Annotated in this window: 21 protein-coding genes; 10 read left to right on the forward strand and 11 right to left on the reverse strand. The window is 32.2% G+C overall.

Features of this window, described 5'->3' with window-relative positions; all coding sequences use genetic code 11:
* Nucleotides 1–6: 6 nt before the first annotated feature.
* Both WHA43_RS08745 and panB read right to left on the reverse strand, forming a co-directional pair.
* Nucleotides 7–951, reverse strand: coding sequence for a 2-hydroxyacid dehydrogenase (locus WHA43_RS08745; RefSeq protein WP_105046679.1), 945 nt, complete (start codon nucleotides 949–951; stop codon nucleotides 7–9).
* 59 nt (nucleotides 952–1,010) lie between these two features.
* Nucleotides 1,011–1,829 (reverse strand): 3-methyl-2-oxobutanoate hydroxymethyltransferase, encoded by an 819-nt coding sequence (panB, locus tag WHA43_RS08750; protein WP_105046680.1) that lies wholly within the window; start codon nucleotides 1,827–1,829, stop codon nucleotides 1,011–1,013.
* Nucleotides 1,830–1,968: 139 nt separating this feature from the next.
* Here panB and WHA43_RS08755 point away from each other — a divergent pair, with 139 nt between their 5' ends.
* The 4 genes from WHA43_RS08755 to WHA43_RS08770 are packed head-to-tail and all read left to right on the forward strand — an operon-like array spanning nucleotide 1,969 to nucleotide 3,978.
* Complete coding sequence (locus WHA43_RS08755; protein WP_105046681.1) at nucleotides 1,969–2,442, forward strand: nuclear transport factor 2 family protein; 474 nt, start codon at nucleotides 1,969–1,971, stop codon at nucleotides 2,440–2,442.
* Nucleotides 2,443–2,475: 33 nt separating this feature from the next.
* Nucleotides 2,476–3,042 (forward strand): sigma-70 family RNA polymerase sigma factor, encoded by a 567-nt coding sequence (locus WHA43_RS08760; RefSeq protein WP_105046682.1) that lies wholly within the window; start codon nucleotides 2,476–2,478, stop codon nucleotides 3,040–3,042.
* Between the two features lie 3 nt (nucleotides 3,043–3,045).
* Nucleotides 3,046–3,318: a hypothetical protein gene (locus WHA43_RS08765; protein ID WP_105046683.1), complete on the forward strand. Its 273-nt coding sequence runs from the start codon at nucleotides 3,046–3,048 to the stop codon at nucleotides 3,316–3,318.
* Nucleotides 3,319–3,336: 18 nt separating this feature from the next.
* On the forward strand, nucleotides 3,337–3,978 hold the full coding sequence (locus tag WHA43_RS08770) for an O-methyltransferase (RefSeq protein ID WP_105046684.1): 642 nt from the start codon (nucleotides 3,337–3,339) through the stop codon (nucleotides 3,976–3,978).
* Nucleotide 3,979: 1 nt separating this feature from the next.
* Here WHA43_RS08770 and WHA43_RS08775 read toward each other — a convergent pair whose 3' ends face one another.
* On the reverse strand, nucleotides 3,980–4,261 hold the full coding sequence (locus tag WHA43_RS08775) for a Sec-independent protein translocase subunit TatA/TatB (RefSeq protein WP_105046685.1): 282 nt from the start codon (nucleotides 4,259–4,261) through the stop codon (nucleotides 3,980–3,982).
* 261 nt (nucleotides 4,262–4,522) lie between these two features.
* On the opposite strand from WHA43_RS08775, the gene WHA43_RS08780 reads away from it, so the two are divergent.
* A complete protein-coding gene (locus tag WHA43_RS08780) occupies nucleotides 4,523–5,014 on the forward strand; it encodes a hypothetical protein (RefSeq protein WP_105046686.1) in 492 nt (163 codons plus the stop codon).
* Between the two features lie 61 nt (nucleotides 5,015–5,075).
* Here the strand turns inward: WHA43_RS08780 and mutS are convergent, their stop codons facing one another.
* Entirely contained in the window at nucleotides 5,076–7,649 is a 2,574-nt protein-coding gene (gene mutS / locus WHA43_RS08785; protein WP_394372829.1) for a DNA mismatch repair protein MutS, read from the reverse strand.
* 139 nt (nucleotides 7,650–7,788) lie between these two features.
* Here mutS and WHA43_RS08790 point away from each other — a divergent pair, with 139 nt between their 5' ends.
* Nucleotides 7,789–8,319, forward strand: coding sequence for an RNA methyltransferase (locus tag WHA43_RS08790; protein WP_105046688.1), 531 nt, complete (start codon nucleotides 7,789–7,791; stop codon nucleotides 8,317–8,319).
* Here the strand turns inward: WHA43_RS08790 and mgtE are convergent.
* From mgtE to WHA43_RS08810, 4 genes are read right to left on the reverse strand one after another with little or no spacing between them, the layout of a single operon-like run.
* Nucleotides 8,308–9,660, reverse strand: a complete 1,353-nt coding sequence (gene mgtE, locus WHA43_RS08795) for a magnesium transporter (RefSeq protein ID WP_105046689.1) — start codon at nucleotides 9,658–9,660, stop codon at nucleotides 8,308–8,310. The genes WHA43_RS08790 and mgtE overlap by 12 nt on opposite strands.
* Nucleotides 9,650–10,453: a 16S rRNA (adenine(1518)-N(6)/adenine(1519)-N(6))-dimethyltransferase RsmA gene (rsmA, locus tag WHA43_RS08800; protein ID WP_105046690.1), complete on the reverse strand. Its 804-nt coding sequence runs from the start codon at nucleotides 10,451–10,453 to the stop codon at nucleotides 9,650–9,652. Before rsmA ends, mgtE begins: the two co-directional genes overlap by 11 nt.
* Nucleotides 10,454–10,456: 3 nt before the next feature.
* Nucleotides 10,457–10,783: a DUF4286 family protein gene (locus tag WHA43_RS08805; protein ID WP_105047354.1), complete on the reverse strand. Its 327-nt coding sequence runs from the start codon at nucleotides 10,781–10,783 to the stop codon at nucleotides 10,457–10,459.
* Between the two features lie 43 nt (nucleotides 10,784–10,826).
* Nucleotides 10,827–12,635, reverse strand: a complete 1,809-nt coding sequence (locus WHA43_RS08810; RefSeq protein WP_105046691.1) for a tetratricopeptide repeat protein — start codon at nucleotides 12,633–12,635, stop codon at nucleotides 10,827–10,829.
* 121 nt (nucleotides 12,636–12,756) lie between these two features.
* Between WHA43_RS08810 and WHA43_RS08815 the strand changes: the two genes are divergently transcribed.
* The gene (locus WHA43_RS08815; protein WP_170039571.1) at nucleotides 12,757–12,900 is read left to right on the forward strand and encodes a hypothetical protein; all 144 of its coding nucleotides are present in this window, start codon (nucleotides 12,757–12,759) and stop codon (nucleotides 12,898–12,900) included.
* Between the two features lie 59 nt (nucleotides 12,901–12,959).
* Here WHA43_RS08815 and serS read toward each other — a convergent pair whose 3' ends face one another.
* A complete protein-coding gene (gene serS, locus WHA43_RS08820) occupies nucleotides 12,960–14,231 on the reverse strand; it encodes a serine--tRNA ligase (RefSeq protein ID WP_105046692.1) in 1,272 nt (423 codons plus the stop codon).
* 57 nt (nucleotides 14,232–14,288) lie between these two features.
* Entirely contained in the window at nucleotides 14,289–15,221 is a 933-nt protein-coding gene (locus WHA43_RS08825) for a bifunctional riboflavin kinase/FAD synthetase (RefSeq protein WP_211290325.1), read from the reverse strand.
* A 187-nt stretch (nucleotides 15,222–15,408) separates the two neighbouring features.
* On the opposite strand from WHA43_RS08825, the gene WHA43_RS08830 reads away from it, so the two are divergent.
* Nucleotides 15,409–18,207: a TonB-dependent receptor gene (locus WHA43_RS08830; RefSeq protein WP_105046694.1), complete on the forward strand. Its 2,799-nt coding sequence runs from the start codon at nucleotides 15,409–15,411 to the stop codon at nucleotides 18,205–18,207.
* Between the two features lie 18 nt (nucleotides 18,208–18,225).
* The gene (locus tag WHA43_RS08835) at nucleotides 18,226–19,752 is read left to right on the forward strand and encodes a G-D-S-L family lipolytic protein (RefSeq protein ID WP_105046695.1); all 1,527 of its coding nucleotides are present in this window, start codon (nucleotides 18,226–18,228) and stop codon (nucleotides 19,750–19,752) included.
* A 73-nt stretch (nucleotides 19,753–19,825) separates the two neighbouring features.
* Here the strand turns inward: WHA43_RS08835 and WHA43_RS08840 are convergent, their stop codons facing one another.
* Nucleotides 19,826–21,040: an aminotransferase class V-fold PLP-dependent enzyme gene (locus WHA43_RS08840; RefSeq protein WP_105047355.1), complete on the reverse strand. Its 1,215-nt coding sequence runs from the start codon at nucleotides 21,038–21,040 to the stop codon at nucleotides 19,826–19,828.
* A gap of 97 nt (nucleotides 21,041–21,137) precedes the next feature.
* Here WHA43_RS08840 and WHA43_RS08845 point away from each other — a divergent pair, with 97 nt between their 5' ends.
* Entirely contained in the window at nucleotides 21,138–22,457 is a 1,320-nt protein-coding gene (locus WHA43_RS08845; RefSeq protein ID WP_105046696.1) for a serine hydrolase domain-containing protein, read from the forward strand.
* Nucleotides 22,458–22,494 lie beyond the last annotated feature (37 nt).

A 22,494-nucleotide genomic window follows, 5' to 3' on the forward strand; every position in this document is an offset into this window, starting at 1 on the left:
AAGACGTTAATTTTTTATGAATATATTTTTGATTTTATCGACAATAGTTTGTGCCAATTTTTCATGACTTTCTACTGTCCAGCCTGCAATATGAGGTGTTAAAATTACGTTTTCAGCATTAATTAAATATTGAAAAGCTTCTGGGATATTTTCATCAGAAAAAAAGTTTTCAAATGAAGTTTTTTCATATTCCAAAACATCTAATCCTGCACCTAAAATTTTCCCTGATTGTAATGCTTTTACCAAATCAGTAGTTATAACTGCAGAACCTCTTGCTGTATTTAATAACCAAAAATTATGATGAAATTGATTGATAAAACTTTCACAAATCATTTTTTTTGTATCTGAAGTTTGTGGTGTATGTAAACTTACAACTGTCGCCTTTTCTTGCAGTTCAGCTAAAGAAACTTGCCTACAATTTTCATCACCAACATTGGGTTTGATATCATAACAAATCACTTCTACATCAAAACCTTTTAGTTTTTTTGCAAAGGATTTTCCCATGTTTCCATAGCCAATGATACCTATAGTTTTTCCATCCAACTCAATTCCACGATTTTGCTCACGTTGCCAAATGCCATTTTTCACTTCAGAATTTGCTTTATTTAGCTTATTAAAAAGCGATAATAACATTCCTAAGGTATGTTCTCCAACAGCATTTCTGTTGCCTTCAGGAGCAGCAATGAGATGAATCTTTTTTGATGATGCAAATTCACAATCAATATTTTCTAAACCTGCGCCAACTCTACCAATAAATTTGAGGTTTGTTGCCTTTTCTAAAAAAGTTTTGTCAATTGAAAATCGACTTCTAATGATTATGCCATCATATAAATGAATTTTAGCTTCAATATCACTTTTTGACGAAGTATAATCTTCTTCATTTTCAAAACCAAAATCATTCAATTGGTTGATTAATAATGAGTTATTGGTGTCTAAGTGAAGAATTTTCATTGTAATAAATAGTTGTAACTGATTCTGTTCCTTCCCTTTGGGAAGGTTAGGATGGGCTTTTAATACTGCTCTTTTTCACTAGGAAAATCACTGCTTTTCACATCAGTTACATATTGTTCAAAAGCTTTTGTCATATCATCATATAAATCCAAATATCTACGTAAAAAACGTGGGTGAAATTCGTGTGTCATTCCAATCATATCATGAGTTACCAAAACTTGACCGTCAACACCATTTCCAGCGCCAATTCCAATAATTGGAATCGTTAAAGCTTTTGCTACTTTTTCAGCCAATTTTGCAGGAACTTTTTCCAAAACAATTGCAAAACAGCCAATTCTTTCCAACAATAAGGCATCTTCCATCAATTTTTGGGCTTCCTCTTCTTCTTTGGCTCTAACTGTATACGTGCCAAATTTATAGATTGATTGTGGCGTTAATCCCAAATGTCCCATTACAGGAATTCCTGCGTTTAAAATGCGTTTGATAGATTCTTTAATTTCACTTCCTCCTTCTAATTTAATAGCATGTCCACCACTTTCTTTCATAATTCTAATGGCTGAACGCAAAGCTTCTTTTGGGTCAGATTGATAACTTCCAAAAGGCAAATCAACCACTACCAAACTACGTTCAATAGCTCTTACAACAGCACTTGCATGATAAATCATTTGATCTAACGTAATTGGTAGTGTTGTTTCGTGACCAGCCATAACATTTGATGCAGAATCACCTACCAAAAGCACATCCAAACCAGCATTGTCTAAAATTTTTGCCATGGTATAATCGTAAGCAGTAAGCATACTTATTTTTTCGCCATTGGCTTTCATTTCTACTAGAGATTTTACGGTAATTCGCTTGTACTGTTTTTTTGCTACAGACATATTTAGATTTTTTATAATGACTGTAAAAGTAAGAAATATCAGCAGATATTCAACAAGTTAATGTTTCGTTAATCTTATCTTACTCTAAATCAGAAAACTAAAAAAATGGTAGTTTTAAACTTTTAAAATCAACTAAACTATGCAAAAAATTATTTTAGTATTAGCAGCATTTATTATCAGTTTTACAAGCTCTTCTCAAGAAAAAAATTCAGAAATAGAAATCAAAAATGTAATTGACACTTTTTTTGATGGATTGCACAAAGGAGACAGTAGCATTGTAGCAAAAACACTTCACAAAAACATTAAAATTCAAACAACAAATACATCGAAAGAAGGTAAAAAAGTGCTGCTAGATGAAACAAGAGACCAGCTTTTAAAAGCAATAGCATCAAAAAAATCAAACCAAAAATTCTTTGAAAAATTACTTTCTTACGACATTAAAATTGATGGAAATTTAGCTTCAGTTTGGACACCTTATGAGTTCTTTTACAATGATACTTTTAGTCATTGTGGCGCCAATTCTTTTCAGCTTTTTAATAACAATGGCACTTGGGAAATTATTTTTATAGTGGATATGAGAAGAAGAGACGATTGCACTTACTTACAGAAATAAAAATATCCTATATTTGGGTTTTTGTTTTCGAGCATGGCTGAACAGCAACATATTTTACATCCTGATTTTTGGGTTGACAAGCATTCTGATTACTTGTTCAACTTTGCTATTGCGCGTGTAAATAATTATGATTTAGCAAAAGATTTGGTGCAAGAAACATTTTTTGCTGGATTAAAATCTGCCAAAAACTTTGAAGGAAAAGCTTCTGAAAGAACTTGGTTAGTATCTATTTTAAAAAGAAAAATTATTGATCACTATCGAAAAATAAATTCCATAAAAGGTCAAGCTGAAGTAAAAATGAACTTTTATGAAGATGGCGAAAACGAAGGAAGTTGGATTGAAGAACGTGTTCCTCAAAGTTGGGATAATGCTACAGAAAAATCTATCGAAAATGAAGAGTTAAAACAGCAGTTGGATTATTGTATTTCCAAATTACCAGAAAAATATGCCATGGTTTTTACAATGAAAACCATTCAAGAGTTTGAAACCGAGGATATTTGTAAGGAATTAGACATCACGTCGTCCAATTTATGGGTTATGATTCACAGAGCTCGAACGCAACTTAGAAAATGCATGGAAGATAATTGGTTTAAAAAGTAAAAAATGGCACATAAATTTTTTATTAATTGCGATGAAGCAACTACCATTTGCGACAAAAGTCAATACAAAGAAGCAAGTATTTTTGAAATATTTCAATTGAAACTTCATTTTTTATTTTGTAAAGTTTGTACTTTGTATTCAAAACAAAACAATTTTTTATCCAGACTCTACAAGTCAAAAGCAAGTAGCTGTAAAAAGCAAGCTATTTGCATTTCTTCAAAAGAAAAAGAGGAAATTAAAAAGCAATTAGAGCAATTAAAAAGCGAAATTTCTTAAAGAAACAATCTTACCTTCATGAATTTTTTACCTGAAAAAATTGAAAACTATGTTGTGAAACATTCGCAACAAGAGCCCGAAATTTTAGCAGCATTAAGTAAAGAAACTTGGCAAAAAGTATTGAATCCTAGAATGCTGAGTGGGGCATTTCAAGGACGAGTTTTGTCAATGATTTCAAAATTGATTCAACCAAAAACAATTTTAGAAATCGGCACTTTTACAGGATATGCAACTCTTTGTTTTGCTGAAGGATTATCAAAAAATGGAAAAATAATCACGATTGATAAAAACGAAGAACTAGAAACTTTGCAAAACAAGTACTTTTTAAAATCCGGTTTTAGAGATCAAATTATTCAAAAAGTAGGAAATGCACTAGAAATTATTCCAACAATTGATGAAAAATTTGATTTAGTTTTTATTGATGCTGACAAGGTAAATTATGAAAATTACTTTCATTTGATTATTGATAAAATGAATCCAGGAGGAATTATTTTATCTGACAATGTGCTTTGGAGTGGAAAAATTGTTGAAGAGTTAGATCCCAAAGATGTTGATACAAAAGCATTGTTAAGCTATAATGCACTTTTAAACTCGGATCAAAGAGTAGAAACTGTTTTACTTCCAATCAGAGATGGTTTAACAATCAGCAGAGTAAAATAAATTACATATTTCTTTTTATAGGACCCGTAATTTCATCAATGGCATCTTTTACTTCAGTTACATTTTCATTTAGACTTTTTGTAACATCAGTAGTAACCGTATTGTTTTTGGCACTTTCGTTGATTTCATTTTTAATATCATTGGTTGCATCTTTTATTTGACGCATTCCTTTTCCTAAACCACGAGCAATTTCTGGAATTTTATCTGCTCCAAAAAACATGATTACAAAAAGTAAAACCACAAATATTTCTTGACCACTAATAAATAAAAAAGGTGTGTTCATTGTTTCTTAAATAAATGAATATCTCTTAAAAAGGTTGATAATTTCGAATACAAAGATAAAGGTATTTGTTGGGTAATTTTATTTGAGAAACATAAATTTTTAATGTTCATAAAAAGCCACTTAATTTTGTTAAATCATTGATTATCAATAAATTTAATCTGATTTTTAAATAAATTTATAAATTTTTTAACTATTTGATTTTTAACTACTTAAAAATTAAATATTTTTTGTACTTTTACAACATTATTAAACCCCTACATTATGAAACCCCTAAAAAACATAGCATTAATTGCTGTACTTCTTGTTGGTATATTTTCATTTAGTAAATCTGAAAATTCACAATCCAAATTAAATATTGACAATTTAAACGTTTTAGAAATTCTTTCTAAGCAAGATGTATCATGCAGGCCAAATTCTGATTTTCTATTTTATGTTGAATCTTCTTTAGTTAAAAAATCAAGAGGATTTAATACTGTAAATGCTCGCGTTTACATGATTGATAGATCAACAGGTCAATACAATTTATTAGCTTCAGAGAATGTTGCAATACCATTTCACAAAGACATGATTGCGCTTGATTATGACTCTACCAAAACTGAATTGGAGCTCGTAACACTTGTAAATGGCGATAAAATTGTTGGAAACGATAACTCTGGCAACTATTCTTTTAGTGAATTAATGGAGTATGAAATGGTTTACAATAGTTATATTAATTCAACTAACAAATTATTAAACCTAGACAGATCTATTTAAAATATTTTTAGTTTTTAAATTAGGGAGAAGTCAATGAGAAGCAATTCTTGTTGACTTTTTTTTATTTTTTTACCAACATTCGCTTTATTTCGTTCAACTTCATCAAAGCTTCAATGGGCGTTAATGTATCAATATTTGTTGCCAAAATTTCTTCGCGAATGTTTTCTAACAAAGGGTCATCCAATTGAAAAAAGCTCAATTGCATTTCTTGATGTTGTGTCTGTTTTAAAGCTTCTTTTACATTGGCATTTTTGTTGTTTTTTTCTAATTGTGCCAATATTTTATTTGCTCTGTGAATTACCATACTTGGCATTCCTGCTAGTTTTGCAACGTGAATTCCAAAGCTATGATTACTGCCACCTGCAACTAATTTTCTGATGAAAATGATAGAATCTTTCAACTCTTTTACAGAAACATTGTAGTTTTTAATGCGCTCAAAAGTAGCAGTCATTTCATTCAATTCATGATAATGCGTAGCAAATAACGTTTTTGCCTTACTTGGATGTTCATGTAAAAATTCGGCAATTGCCCATGCAATAGAAATCCCATCATAGGTTGATGTTCCACGTCCAATTTCATCCAACAACACCAAACTTCGTTCAGAAATATTGTTTAAAATGGCAGCAGTTTCGTTCATTTCAACCATAAAAGTTGATTCTCCCATAGAAATATTATCACTAGCGCCAACTCTTGTAAAAATTTTATCTACAATTCCAATTTTTGCATGTTGTGCAGGCACATAACTGCCCATTTGCGCCAACAAAACAATCAAAGCAGTTTGCCTTAAAATTGCTGATTTTCCAGACATATTAGGCCCAGTAATCATGATGATTTGCTGTTGATTTCTGTTCAAAACCACATCATTGGCAATATATTGTTGATCTATGGGCAACTGTTTTTCAATCACTGGATGACGTCCGTTTTTGATTTCTAAATCCGTACTTTCATCTATAATTGGGCACACATAATTGTTATCAATAGCCAATTTTGCAAAAGACAATAAGCAATCTAATGTTGCAATGGTTTGTGCATTTTCTTGAATGGGTTGCACAAATTGAATTATATATTGAACCAAATCAGCAAAAATTTGCTGCTCTAAAACCTGAATTTTTTCTTCAGCGCCTAAAATTTTGGTTTCATATTCTTTGAGCTCTTCTGTAATATAACGCTCAGCATTTACCAAGGTTTGTTTGCGAATCCAGGTTTCTGGAACTTTGTCCTTGTGTGTATTTCGTACTTCAATATAATATCCAAAAACATTATTGAATGAAATTTTTAAACTTGAAATGCCTGTTTTTTCGGTTTCACGAGCAAGCATATCATCCAAATAATTTTTTCCAGATGTTGAAATTGCGCGTAAATCATCCAATTCTTGATGCACATTTTTGGCAATTGCATTTCCTTTTAAAATATTTACAGGTGCGTTTTCAAAAAGAATTTCACTGATTTTATCAATCAAATTGCTGCAAGAATGTAGTTTTTTTCCAAAGTTTTGAACCGTAGAATTGGCACTTTTTTCAGATGCTTCTTTGATGGGTAAAATTGCCTTTAAAGAGTTTTTTAAATCAATTACTTCCTTAGGAGAAACCTTTCCTGTTGCCACTTTTGAAATCAATCGTTCTAAATCAGAAATTTGTTTTAACTGATAATTGATAATCTCAAAATAGCTTTCAGAATGAATAAAAAACTTCACCAATTCATGACGATTTTTTATCTCATCAATATTTTTTAAAGGCAATGCCAACCAACGTTTCAACATCCTTCCTCCCATTGGAGAAATGGTTTTGTCAATGACATCTAATAGTGTGACTGCATTTACAGCATTCGGATTGTACAATTCTAAGTTTCGAATCGTAAAACGATCCATCCAAACGTATGTATCTTCTGCTATTCTGCTGATGGTTTGAATGTGTTTTAACTGATGATGTTGCGTTTCTGAAAGATAAAAAAGTACGGCTCCAGCAGCAATAATTCCATAGGTAAGTTCTTGAATTCCAAAACCTTTCAAGCTTTTTACATCAAAATGATTGTGCAAGGTTTCGTTTGCAAAAGTTTCTTGAAAAACCCAATCATCCAAATAAAAAGTGTGATATCTATTTTCAAATTTTTCTAAAAATGTTTGTTTGAATTGTTTTTGAACCAACACTTCACTTGGCGAGAAATTTTGCAACAATTTATCAATCATTGAAACAGTTCCTTGAGCCACTAAAAATTCGCCTGTAGAAACATCTAAAAATGAAATTCCGACCACATTTTTAGTAAAATGAATTGCCGCCAAAAAGTTGTTACTTTTAGATTGTAACACTTCGTCATTTAAAGAAACTCCAGGAGTTACCAATTCTGTAACACCACGTTTAACAATGGTTTTTGTCATTTTTGGATCTTCTAATTGATCACAAATAGCAACACGCATTCCTGCTTTTACCAATTTTGGTAAATAGGTATGCAAAGAATGATGAGGAAAACCAGCCAAAGCTGTTTCTGTTTCACTTCCTGCACCACGTTTTGTAAGAATAATTCCCAAAACTTGTGCAGCTTTTTTAGCATCTTCACCAAAAGTTTCGTAAAAATCTCCTACTCTAAAAAGCAACATAGCATCAGGATATTTTTTCTTGATGGCATTGTATTGTTTCATTAAAGGAGTCTCCTTTTTACCTTCCGTTTTTGACAAGTTTTCGGTTTTTTACGTTAGTTTTGCGAAGATAGAAAAAGAAATTTCAATATTTAAAATTCAAAGTTTAAAGTCCAAAAAAAACAACGGATAAAAAGAGATTATGAGAAAATTAAAAAATACCGAATTAAAAAGACTCACAATTGAAGGATTTAAAGCAGTTGAAAAAACGCCATTGATTGTGGTTTTAGACAATATCCGTAGTTTGAATAATATTGGTTCCGTTTTTAGAACAAGTGATGCTTTTTTGATTGAAAAAATCTATTTGTGTGGTATTACAGCAACACCACCAAACAACGAAATTCATAAAACAGCTTTAGGTGCAACAGATTCTGTAGATTGGGAATATGCTGAAAATACAATTGATGTTGTTGAAAAATTAAAATCTGAAAATGTAACAGTTTTGGCAATTGAACAAGCAGAAAATAGCACAAAACTGAACGATTTTCATCCTGATAAAAAACAAAAATATGCAGTTATTTTTGGAAATGAAGTGAAAGGCGTACAACAAAAAGTAGTCAATTCTTGTGATTTGTGCATTGAAATTCCGCAATTGGGAACCAAACATTCCTTAAATATTTCAGTAAGCGCAGGAATTGTTTTGTGGGATATTTTCGTAAAATTAAAATCCTAAAATTAGTTTTGCGATCAAAAAGTAGATTAAAATTCCTAGTATATCATTACTTGTTGTGATAAAAGGACCTGTAGCCAAAGCAGGATCAATATTTTTTTTATCCAAAATAATTGGGACAAAAGTTCCTATTAAGGAAGCTAAAATAATTACAGAAATCAAAGAAATTGCTACTGTTAATCCTACATTAAAATTAAATCCAAGAATCAACATTCCTGCAGACATTAATAAAACGGATAAAATTAATCCGTTAAACAAACTGAGAATGGTTTCTTTTAAAAGTCTTTTAAATAAAGAGCCTCGCAAACTATCATTTGCCAAACCTTGAACAATAATTGCGGAAGATTGAACTCCTACATTTCCAGCCATTGCTGCAATTAAAGGCGTAAAGAAAAAGAGCTCAGGAAATTTGCTCATTGCATCTCCAAAACCTCCCAAAATAGAAACACTGATAAAACCACCAAACAACGCCAATATCAACCAAGGCAAACGCGCTTTTGTCAAGTCTAAAATACTGTCATCAGAATCTACGTCTTGTGTTAAACCCGCTGCTAATTGATAATCTCTATCCGCTTCTTCTTTTAAAACGTCCACAATATCATCAATGGTAATTCTGCCTAATAAAACGTTGTTGTCATCAACCACAGGAATGGCTTCTAAATCGTATTTCGACATGATTTTTGCAACCTCTTCATCATCTTCATTGACATTTACAGCATCAACAGAAGAAATATAAATATCAGCAATTTTTTGATCGTTTTTTGCAACAATCAAATCTTTTAGAGACAATCGCCCAACAAGGCGCTCTTTTTTATCAACTACATAAATAGAGTGCACTCTGCTTACCTCTTTTGCTTGTCCACGAATTCTGCGCAGACAACCAGCAACTGTCCAAGTTTCATATACTTTTACAAGCTCTTTAGCCATTAAGGCTCCTGCTGTGTTATCTTTATAAGAGAGTAATTCTTTAATATCAGCAGCATGTTCAATATCTTCAAGAGCATTGATAACATTTCTTTGACGCTCTGCAGAAAGTTCGCCAATAATATCTGCAGCATCATCAGTGTCCATTTCACTAATTTCTTCTGCAATTTCTTTTGCTGATAAATTATCAAGAATTCTTAAACGCGTGTCTTCATCTAATTCTGTAAGAATTTCTGATGTTTTTTCACTGTCTAAAAGTTTAATGATATAGATAGCTTCATCAAAATCTACTTCATCTAAAACCTCAGCAATATCTGCATAATGAACATCTTCAAAAAGTTTCTTGATAGCAGAATCTTTTCTAAGTTCAATCAGTTTAGATAGCTTTTCAACAAATTCTGAAGTCACTTCAAAGGTCATTATTTGCGATTTTTTGTGTGAGAAAAATAAATTCTTGAACAGATAATTGCTCAGGACGCTTTGCAAATATAGGGTCTTCTTTTAAAGAATCAGAAATATTGAATGATTTTAAACTCGAACGCAGCATTTTTCTGCGTTGATTGAATGCGGTTTTTACCACAGAAAAAAACAATTTTTCATCTACAGGAAGCGTAAAGTTTTCTTTTCTTACAAGGCGAATTACACCAGAATCTACTTTTGGAGGCGGATTAAAAACAGTGGGTGGAACAGTAAATAAGTACTCAACATCATAAAAAGCTTGTGATAAAACTGATAAAATTCCGTATGTTTTACTGCCTTCTTTTTCAGCAATTCTCAGCGCAACTTCTTTTTGAAACATGCCTGAAAATTCAGGAATTATGACTCTGTTTTCAATAGCTTTGAACAAAATTTGACTTGAAATATTGTAAGGGAAATTGCCAATAATTGCCACTTGTTGCCCTTTAAAAATTTCGTGCAGATTTTTTTTCAAAAAGTCGCCTTCAATAATTTCAAATTTTTCTTTGGATGTATTTAGTTGAAAATGTTCTTTTGGAAACGTTTCTTTTAGATATTCAACTGATTCTCTATCAATTTCAAAAACAGTAATTTTTGATTTTTTTTGCAATAGGTATTTTGTTAAAACGCCCATTCCTGGTCCAATTTCTAACACCTCATTATACCCATTTTCTGATAAAGAATCTGCTATTTTTTGAGCAATAGTTTCGTCTGTTAAAAAATGCTGTCCTAAATGTTTTTTTGCTTTTACAGTCATTTTTTAGTTGCTTGTATTTATGGGATAAAACTCTTTAACTAATTTTAATTCAGTTCTAAAAGCGAGCATTTTACTCCCAAATTTTTGAATGGCATCTGAGCGTAATTTATCAGCATCAAATTGGTAATAATCGTCTAAATCTTTGCGCGAATTGGCTGAATATTGCACAGAATACGTTCTTCCAGATTCGTTTTCGGCCAACACTTCTGTCAGTTTTGCGGAAGTAAATTTCCCCGTATTTAATACATCACTAATGTGAGTTTCTATCCAAACAAGCCATTCATCATGCAAACTGTCTTCAATATTGATGGTTACGTTGTATATGTACATTTTTAATGATTTATTGAGTGAATGATTTAATGAGAAACTCACATTAGTTAATGACTTCTCCTCGTATTTTTCTGAATTTATTTCTGGCATCAACCAAATAAATACTAGAAGGTTGTTCAAAGATAATTTTTTGATAATATTCTTTTGCTTTTTCAGGATTTTTAAGTTTAAAATTATAGGTTTCTGCTATCAAATAATATACATCGTCTGTTAAAAATCCCTGATTATCAGCGTCAATAATTTTGGTTAAACTAACAATAGCTTCTTGGTACTTTTCTTTTTTCATAAAAAGTTTTGCCTGCAAAAACAAGACATCATCATACATAACTTCGCCAGGAGTTAAGCCATTTACAAATAGTTCTTTATATGAAAATAACTTTTCTATTTCTTGTAAAGCTTCCTCATCTTTATTTTGATACGCTAACAATTCTGCTTTTGCAAATTCTTTCAAGCCAGAAGGAGTAGAATCAACAGGTTCATTGTCAATTATTTTTAAATATAAATCTACAGCATCATTTGCAATGAGTTGAGTTGTAGCGCCTTTTAGTACTTTTAATTGTGCTTTTGCCCATTCAAAATCGCCTTTAAAATAACTGGTTTGTGCAACTTTAAATTGTGCTTCTTGACCCAATTCATGATTTTTTAACTGTGTTTGAATTTGCGAAAAATAAATCAATCCTTTGTTAAATTGTCCTATAAAAACGAAAACATCGCCTAATTTAAGTTTGATTCGCGCTTCTTCAAATTTTGATGAAGAAAAAGTCAGCGCTTTTTCTAAAATTTCAATGGCTTTTTCTGGATTGTTTTTTTGAAACGTTAAAAAATCGGCATAAGCAACTTGCAGGTTTATGGTTGCAGGATTGATGCCAAATTCGTTAAAAAGTTTATCAAAAAGTTTAGTCGTTTCAGGATTTTTTGTGGCTATTGCAATTTTTACGAGGTATAAATTCGCACTGATTTTATCCTCAGTCAAACTTGTTTTTTCGACGATAAATTGAAAGCAATTTTCAGCTGTTTCATAGTTTTTGTCTTCGAAAGCAATTTCACCCAATTCAAAAATCATTGAAACATCTGTTGGATTTCTATTAAACAACGCTTTTTCTTGAACAAATGCTTTTTCGTATTCTTTTTGCTGAATAAATAACCAACTTAGCAGAATATTCCATTCGTTTTTTGGATTGTTCAAAGATTTTTGTAAAACCGCTTTTCTGAATAAAATATTTGCTTCGTTTTCAGCATCATCAGTAATGTATTTACTTGCAGAACGTTGAACCAAATTTAAATAGCGTTCATTTGAATCGAGCAAATCAATGTAAGCTTCAAACATTTTTTGATATTCTCCTTTTTCGCCATAAATCTGTGCTATTTGAAATCCAAAATTTGCTGTTGGATTTACTTTCATTGCTTTTTCATACGCTAAAATGGCATAATCAAGCAAATTATAATCGCTAAAAGCACGCGCTATTGTAATCGTATACGGATTGTTATTTTCTATGGATTGTATCGCTTTTTCATATTGAACTTTTGCTTCATCTTCTTGTTGTTTTTTACTGTAATTGTATCCTAAAAAAACATGTAAATACGTTTGAGAAGGCTCTTTTTTAATACGATTTACAAGTAGATTTTCAACAATATCAAACGATTCTGTTTGTTGATAACAAGTAATTAATCTGAATAAATACGTGCTATTGAAAGGACTTTGATCGTATAATTTTTTATAAATCTGAGTAGCTTTTTCATATTCTCCTTCTCTAAAATAGCTTTCTGCTAAGAAAAATTCATTTTCAGAAATTTCTTGAGCCGCTACAAAACCGTTGATCAGAAATAAAATTATGGTGAAAAAGTGTTTCATAATCTTCAAATATAACAAGAATGCTGTTAAAATTTTGTGAAACGATTTAAATTTTAAAATACTAGCTGTAACATTTTGGCACAGAAATTGTCTTAAGGGAAATAACTAACAAGTAAACGCCATGAATCAACTATCAGACCAATATGAAATTGCCAAGCAAAATGCGAACGATTTCATGAAAGACGGACAAATAAGCGCTTATTTAAATGCGCTTTTAGAGATGAATAAATACAAAAGAATGATGACTGCTGTAATTTCAAATTAAAATTCAGTTGCAGTTTTCAGGCTCAAATAAACTCAAAATTTTGAATTTTGAACTCTGAACTAAATGCTATCAAATCCAGTATAAGGAATCAAAACTTCCGGAATTTGAATTCCTTCAGCTGTTTGATAATTCTCTAAAATTCCAGCTAAAACACGAGGCAAAGCCAAAGAGCTACCATTCAACGTGTGCACCAATTCATTTTTTCCTTCACTGTTTTTAAAACGCAATTTCAATCTATTTGCTTGAAAAGTTTCAAAATTTGAAACAGAACTAATTTCTAACCATCTGTTTTGCGCAGTAGAAAATAATTCAAAATCATACGTTAAAGCCGATGTAAAACCCATATCTCCTCCACACAAACGTAAAATTCGGTAAGGCAATTTCAATTCTTTTAAAATATTTTTTACGTGTTCTACCATTTCTTCCAAAACTTCATACGATTTTGAAGGATGTTCAATGCGTACGATTTCTACTTTATCAAATTGATGCAATCTGTTTAAACCACGAACGTGAGCGCCATAACTTCCTGCTTCTCTACGAAAACAAGGTGTGTAACCTGTTAGTTTTATTGGTAAATCAGCATTTTGTAGTAAATCTCCACGAAATAAATTCGTGATTGGCACTTCTGCAGTTGGAATTAAATACAAATTATCTTCAGTTGCATGATACATTTGTCCTTCTTTATCAGGTAATTGACCTGTTCCAAAACCAGAAGCTTCGTTCACTAAATGAGGCACTTGCACTTCTTGATAACCTGCAGCTGTATTTTTATCTAAAAAATAACTGATCAATGCACGTTGCAATTTGGCGCCTTTTCCTTTGTAAACAGGAAATCCTGCACCTGTGATTTTCGCGCCTAAATCAAAATCAATGATGTCGTATTTTTTTGCTAATTCCCAGTGAGGAAGCGCATTTTCGCCTAAATTAGGAATTTCACCTTCTGCAAAAATTTCTTCATTATCATCGGCAGATTTTCCTGCTTTTACAGAATGATGAGGAATGTTAGGAATCAAGTATAAAAGAGATTCTAATTCATCAGCATAAGCAGTTAACTTTTCTGAAAGTTCTTTGGTTTGCTCTTTCAATAAAGTTGTTTTTTCTTTTAAAATGTTCGCTTTTTGAACTTCACCCGATTTAAAAAACTGGCCAATTTCTCTTGAAATTACATTTGCTTCAGCCAAAATATTGTCTAAAAGTACTTGAGTTGCACGTCTGTTTTCGTCAGCGGTAAGCACTTTTTCAATGATATTTTCAGCATCAGCAAAATTACGTTTTGCCAATCCTTCTAAAACCGTTTTTTTATTTTCTCTGATAAAGTTTACTTGTAACATTTTTGGTTGTTTTATAGCGCAAATATAGGGCAAGCATCACATTTAAGCAACGCTCGTTTATAGTTTGTTTTTTAGATAGTTTTTAGCGTTTTTTTCATCATTTTTTAGTTGATTTACCAACAAAGAAATCGAATCAAATTTTTGTTCATCACGTAAAAAATAGAGCAAATCAATGCGTAACTTTTTCCCATATAAATCCTCGTTAAAATCGAAAAAATGCACTTCAATAGTTTGATAATTTCCATCAACAGTAGGTCTGTTTCCAATATTCATCATTCCAAAAACCACATTTTCATTTATGGTTGATTTTACCACATAAACACCTGTTTTTGGAATCAATTTATACGGTTCTTCAATAGCTATATTTGCTGTTGGATAGCCAATTTTTCCACCCAATTTTTTTCCATTTACCACAGTTCCATTCAGCATAAAAGGATATCCTAAATAATGATTTGCGGTTTGTAAATTTCCAGATTCTAAAGCACGTCTAATTTTTGTAGAGCTTACCGAAACTTCATCAATATCTTGCGCCGGAATTTCTTCAACATCAAAATTATACACATCACTGTATTCTGAAAGTTGAGTGATGTTTCCTTCTCTATTTTTTCCAAAATGATGATCATAGCCAATAATCAACTTAGCAATGTTTAGCTGATTTACCAAAATATCTCTTACAAATTCTAAAGCAGTCATTTTTGAAAATTCCACTGAAAACGGATGAATAATCAAATAATCCAATCCTGTTTTTTCAAGTAAATTTGCGCGTTCATCAATTGTATTTATAAGTTTTACGGAAGCATCTTTTTGTAAAACCATTCTAGGATGAGGGAAAAAAGTAAGCACAACAGATTTTTTTTGTGCCTTTTTTGCTTCAAAAACTAGCTTTTCAATAATTTTTTGATGTCCAAAATGTACGCCATCAAATGTGCCTATTGTGACATAGGTTTTTGTGTCAGAAATAAAATTTGAGGTGTTATATATTGTTTTCAAAAAAGCAAATTTCAAAACGCAAAGGTACAATTTCTGAAGTTTAAATTAAGGTAAAATTACTTTTTTAATATGCCTATTTACCAATTAAAGAGTGTCGTTTTTGACAATTTCATAAAAATTTTACACAACTATTCAGAAATTCAAATTTTTTTGTACTTTGCATACTACTTAACTAATAATTCAAATTATGATAAAAAAGATTTTATTCATTGCTTTTATAGCTTTTGGTAGTTTGTCTATGGTGGCTCAAACTACGATTTCAGGGACTGTAAAAGACGCTAAAACAGGAGAGCTACTTCCTGGTGCAAACATCAAGGTTTCAAGAAAATCTGTTGGCACAAGTACTGATTTCGATGGAAAATTCGAATTGAAAGTAACTGATAATCCGCCATTTACGTTAGAAATATCCATGATTGGATACAAAACAGAAGAAGTTCAAATAACGAAAAAAAATCAAAAAGTTGATGTTAGTTTATCTGAAAATGAAACTTCTTTAGATGAGATTGTTGTATCTGCATCAAGAACTCCAGAACGTATTATGGAATCTCCAGTAACTGTTGAAAGAATGGACATTAGAGAGATAAAAAATACTTCTGCTCCGTCTTTTTATGATGGTTTAGAGAACTTAAAGGGTGTTGATGTGAACACAAACAGCTTAACTTTTAAGTCTGTAAACACTCGTGGATTTGCCACTTTCGCCAACACTCGTTTTATGCAATTGGTTGATGGAATGGATAACTCTTCACCTGCGTTAAACTTTGCTTTGGGGAATTTATTAGGTATGTCTGAATTGGATGTAAATACTGTTGAGTTACTTCCTGGAGCTTCATCAGCTTTATACGGAGCAAATGCTTTCAACGGAATTATGTTTATGACTAGTAAAAATCCTTTTGAACACCAAGGAATTAGCGTTTCTTTAAAAACAGGAATTACTAGCCAAGATGCAGCAGGAGACAATGCATACAACGATTTTAACATCAGAATGGCGTATGCATTTTCTGATAAATTTGCAGCTAAAGCAACCTTATCATATTTAGATGGTACTGAGTGGTTTGCAACAGATTACAGAAATACTAGAAATGGTACTTATACCTCTGGAGATAGAAATTCTGATAGAAACTATGACGGATTAAACGTTTATGGTGATGAGGTTTCTACGAACATTAGAGGTGTTGCACAAACGTTAGTTGGTTTAGGAATTTTACCAAATGGCGCAGCAGCATTAGTGCCAAGTGAAAACATCAGTAGAACTGGTTACAACGAAAGAGATTTAATGACCTATGAAGCAAAAAGTGTAAAATTTGGAAGTTCGTTAAATTATCGTCCTTTTGGAGATGATCGTCTAGAAATTATTTGGGATTCAAAATTTGGTGTTGGAAACACTATTTATCAAGGTACAAATAGGTACAACATTAAAGATTTCTTCATGGAGCAACACAAGTTAGAATTCAGAGGGAAAAACTTTTTCGTTAGAGGTTATATGACCAATGAAGATGCAGGAAATTCATACGATACTCGTTTTGCGGCAATTAACATCAACAGAGCTTGGAAACCAGACAACGTTTGGTTTGGTCAATATGTAGGAGCTTATGTTCAAGGAACTTTAGGAGGCTTAACTTCAGATCAAGCACACGCAATTGCAAGACAAACTGCTGAATCAGGGAGATTTGAGCCAGGAACACCTCAGTTTCAAGAAGCTTTTGACAGAATTACTGCTGATCCAGATTTAGTTACAGGTTCTAAATTTCAAGACAATACGAAATTATATCACGTAGACGCAAATTACAATTTTCAAGATGTAATTGATTGGGCAGAATTCCAAATTGGAGGTTCTTACAGATTGTATTCTTTGAATTCTAATGGAAGTATTTTTACAGATTACGATGGTCCTATTGATTATGACGAATTTGGTATTTACACTCAAATGCAAAAGAAATTCTTAGAAGAAGATCGTTTAAAATTAACAGCATCTTTACGTTATGATAAAGCGCAAAATTTCCAAGGAAATTATTCACCAAGAATTTCGTTAGCTTATGCAGCTGGAGAAGGAAAAAATCAAAACTTTAGAGCATCTTTTCAAACAGGATTTAGAAACCCAACAACACAAGATCAATACATTGGTTTAAATGCAGGAAGAGCTTATTTAGTAGGATCAGCTCCTGATAACTTAGACAGATATTTAACACAACCATTAATTGTAAGTGGTTTTGGACAAGGAATTTTAGGAACACCAACTACAAGAGTTTCAGGAAGAGCAGCGTATGAAAATGCATTTTCAGCTGAATCTGTTGCAAATGGAGCTCCAACAAAAGCAGATGTACCACTTGTTCAACCAGAAAAAGTAACTGCTTACGAATTAGGATATAGGGGATTGGTAAAAGCTGGCGAACAAAATATTACCGTAGATTTAAGTGGGTATTACAATAGTTATGAAGACTTTATTGCAGGGAAAAACGTAATCACTCCTTTTTATGGAACTGTAGGAGATAATTCACTTTCATTAGCTGCACTTCAAAATGGCGATTTTACAGTATTTCAAACATATACAAACTCTGCAGCCGATATCAATTCTTATGGAGTTTCAATTGGTTTGAATACCAAAATTTTCAAAGACTTTGATTTTGGATTGAATTATACCTATGCAAAATTTGATTTTGATCAATCAACTGATCCAGATTTTGAAGCAGGATTTAACACTCCAGAGCACAAAGTTAAAGTTCAGTTCGGAAACACAAACTTGTTCAAAAACTTCGGATTTAATATGAACCTAAGATGGCAAAACGCTTTCGTTTGGGAATCAACTTTCTTAGATGCTACAATTGATGGACGTACAGTTTTAGATGCTCAAATTAACTATAGCATTCCAAAATTAAAATCTGTAATCAAATTAGGAGGAGCTAACTTAGGAGGTCAAGAATATTTCAGTGCTCCTGGAGTTGGTGCAATTGGGTCTCAGTATTATATTTCTTGGACAATTAATAATTAATAAAAAACTATTTTATACATGAAAAATTATAAATATATAGGATTATTTCTAGCGTCATTAGCCATTGCTTCTTGTGATGTGAATAATGATTTAGATGAAATTCCAGCAAATCTTCCTGCAGAAGTTGAGTTAAATACAAACGGATTAGATTTTTCAAAATACGTTGCAATTGGCGCTTCTTTCACAGCAGGATTTACAGATAACGCACTTTTTATTGCTGCTCAGCAAAACTCATTTCCAAACATTTTAGCAAGCAAATTTGGCACAGAATTTAATCAACCAATGATGAATGATAACATTGGCGGATTACTTTTTTCAGGTAATGTCATTCAAGGACCAAGATTGTTTTTCAATGGCTCAGGTCCTGCTCCTTTAGCAGCAGCTCCAACTACCGAAGTTACTTCTAAAGTAACAGGTGCATTACATAATTTCGGAATTCCTGGTGCAAAAAGTTTTCATTTAGTGGCTCCAGGTTATGGAAATTTAGCAGGAGTACCTTTAGGTTTGGCAAATCCATATTTTGCGAGAATGTCAACAAGTGCAAATGCAACTGTTATAGGTGATGCAATGGCTCAAGTTCCTACATTCTTTACACTTTCTGAAGTCGGAGGAAATGATGTTTTAGGCTATGCACTTTCTGGTGGTTCAGGAGTAAATCAAACAGGAAACTTAAATCCAGCTACATATGGTAGTAGTGATATTACGGATCCAAATGTTTTTGCTCAAGTATTCAGCAATATGGTTACAACCTTAACTTCTGGAGGAGCAAAAGGAGTAGTTGCTACAGTTCCTTATATAACGAATTTAGCACACTTTACAACAGTTCCTCACAATCCAGTTCCTTTGGATGCAGCTACTGCAACAGCGGTTAATGGGGCGTATGCAGCATATAATGCAGGATTACAAGCAGCTTACAACGCTTTGTCTGGTATTCCAGGTTTGTTTACACAAGAGGAACTTAATAAAAGAAAAATTAATTTTTCAGCAGGTGCTGGAAATGCAGTAGTTATTGTTGATGAAGATTTAACAGATTTAGGGGCAATTAATCCTGCCTTTGCTGCATTACCAAAATATAGACAAGCAACAGCCGCAGATTTATTAGTTTTGCCAAGCTCTACTTTTATTGGAACGACTGTTGGAGGAAATCCTCAAATGATTAATGGAGTTACTGTGCCATTAGCTGATAGATGGGTAATTACACCTCAAGAACAAACAGCAATCAAAACGGCTACTGATGCCTACAATACTACAATTACTGCTATTGCAAATTCAAATCCAAATGTAGCTTTGGTTGATTTTAAAGCAGTTTTAGAAGAAGCTTCAGCTGGAATTCGTTTTGATGGTTATACAATGACAACAAGACTTGTTGTAGGAGGTTTAATCAGTTTGGATGGTGTACATTTAACTGCAAGAGGATATGCTTTAATGGCAAATAAAATTTTAGCAGCAATTGATGCTAAATTTGGCTCAAACTTTACTACAGCAACCAATGGTTTGGCGAAAGCAGGAAATTATCCAACAAACTATTCACCAGCTTTGAGATAATTTTAGAAAGTATTTTATACAAAAAAGGTTGAGAATTTTCTCAACCTTTTTTATTAGATAAAATTTTTAAAATCTAAGAAAGCATCATCACTGCTTTTTTCAACGCAGTAATCATCACATCAATTTCTTCTTTGGTATTGTAAAAAGAGAAAGATGCTCTTACAGTTCCAGGAATATTATAAAAGTCCATAATGGGTTGTGTACAATGCTGTCCTGTTCTAACAGCAATGCCTAATTTGTCTAAAATTGTACCAATATCATAAGGATGAATCGCTCCAACATTGAATGAAATTACGGCTGTTTTTTCAGGTGCTGTTCCGTAAATTCTGAGTCCTTCAATCTTCAATAATTCTTCAGTAGCATACTTTAAAAGCTCATTTTCGTAGGCTGCAATTTGTTCAAATCCAACAGCATTCATATAATCTAAAGCAGCTCCAAAAGCAATTCCTCCACAAATATTGGGCGTTCCAGCTTCAAATTTATGAGGTAATCCTGCATAAGTTGTTTTTTGAAAAGTTACGGTTTCTATCATTTCTCCTCCACCTTGATAAGGAGGGATTTTCTCTAACCAAGCTTGTTTTCCATACAACATTCCAACTCCTGTTGGTCCACATAGTTTATGCGCTGAGGCCACATAAAAGTCAACATCCAACGCTTGAACATCAGGTTTTATATGTGGAGTTGCTTGTGCACCATCAATCAAAACTGCTGCTCCAATTTTATGTGCGGCATCAATGATTTCTTTGATAGGATTTACAGTACCTAAAGCGTTAGAAACGTGATTGCAAAAAACCAATTTGGTGTTTTTATTCAATAATCGATGATAAATAGTCATGTCTAAAGTTCCTGCTTCAGTCATTGGAATCACTTTTAAAAAAGCGCCCGTTTTTTCGCACAACATTTGCCAAGGAACAATATTGGAATGATGCTCTAAAGCCGAAACTATAATTTCATCATTCGGATTTAAAATCTCAGAAAATCCAGCTGCAACCAAGTTTATAGCATGAGTTGTGCCAGAAGTAAAAATGATTTCATACGAATGTTTTGCATTGAAATGCTGCTGAATTTTGATACGAGAAGCTTCATATTTATCAGTAGCTTCTTGGCTCAAAGCATGCACACCTCTGTGAATATTTGCGTTGTAATTGCTGTAATAATCTACAATAGTATCAATAACTACTTGCGGAGTTTGAGACGTAGCAGCATTGTCAAAATACACCAAAGGTTTTCCGTTAACAAACCTTTTAAGAATGGGAAAATCTTCACGAATTTTAGCAACATCAAACATAATATCAAATTTAAAATACAAAGATAACTTATGAATTTTGAATGTTTTAAAAAACTCCATACGAATTTCTTATTTTTACATATTCAAAATTTACTCGATGAAAATTTTCAAACGCATTTTACTTCTTCTTTCCTCAGCAATTTTATTGGTTGTGATGATCAATTATCCAAAGTTGAATATTATTGCAGGTTATTCAGCGAAAAATTCAGCTTCTTCAGTTTTTTTAGCAGAAAGGAGTTTGGCTTTTACAGATTCAACTGACAATAATTTTTCGCCTATAAATTTGGCAAATGATAAAATTGATGATGAAAAAAAATTAGCCATTTCTTCAGTTTTTGGTTTATTGTCAAGAAAAGCAATTTACAGAGAGGGTTTAGGAGCAGTTTTAACATTGAATGATGAAGATGAAAATGCGCCTTTTTTACAACCAAAAAGAGCAATTTCTGATGAAAAAACGCCTTTTCCTTATGGAAATGCTGAACCAAAAGACACGATTTTATCAGAAATTGATTATCAAAAATTGAATGAAACTGTGAATTCGGTTTTTGGGAAAAACAATTCTAGAGCAGTTTTAGTGATTTACAAAGACCAAATTATCGCCGAAAAATATGCTGAAGGTTTTGATAAAAACTCCAAAATTTTAGGTTGGTCAATGACAAAAAGCATTACAAGTACCATTTTTGGGATTTTACAATATCAAAAAAAGTTGTCTGTTTATGACAAAGCTCCCATCAAATCTTGGCAAAATGATGGGCGAAAAAACATCACGATTCATAATTTACTACAAATGAATTCAGGTTTGGAATGGGATGAAAATTATGATAAAATTTCGGATGTTACTAAAATGCTTTTTTTAGAAAAAGACATGACAAAAGCGCAAGAAAAAAAGCCGCTTTCAGGCAAAATAAATGCTTCATGGAACTATTCGTCAGGAACAACCAATTTATTGTCAGGAATCATCAGAAATCAGTTTCAAACGCAGCAAGAATACTTGGATTTTTGGTACACCAATTTGATTGATAAAATTGGCATGAATTCCATGCTTTTAGAAACGGATTTAGCCGGGAAGTATATTGGCTCTTCTTATGCTTGGGCAACTGCTAGAGATTGGGCAAAATTTGGCTTGTTATATTTATACAAAGGGAATTGGAATGGACAACAATTGTTTGATGAAACTTGGGTTGATTATGTTTCAACTCCTACTCCAACTTCTGATGGAACTTATGGCGCACAATTTTGGTTGAATGCCAAACCAACGTTTCAAGATGTGCCGAAAAACATGTTTTATGCAGATGGTTATCAGGGACAACGTGTGTATATTTTGCCTGATCAAGAGTTGGTTGTGGTAAGAATGGGACTTTCTCAAATGGATGAAAATGCTTTTTTGAGTGGGATTATTTCGTCTATAAAAAAATAAAATTATCGATTAAAAGTTTCAAAAACTATTTTTCTCC

The organism is Polaribacter gangjinensis, from assembly GCF_038024125.1.
GTDB classification, from domain to species: Bacteria; Bacteroidota; Bacteroidia; order Flavobacteriales; family Flavobacteriaceae; genus Polaribacter; species Polaribacter gangjinensis.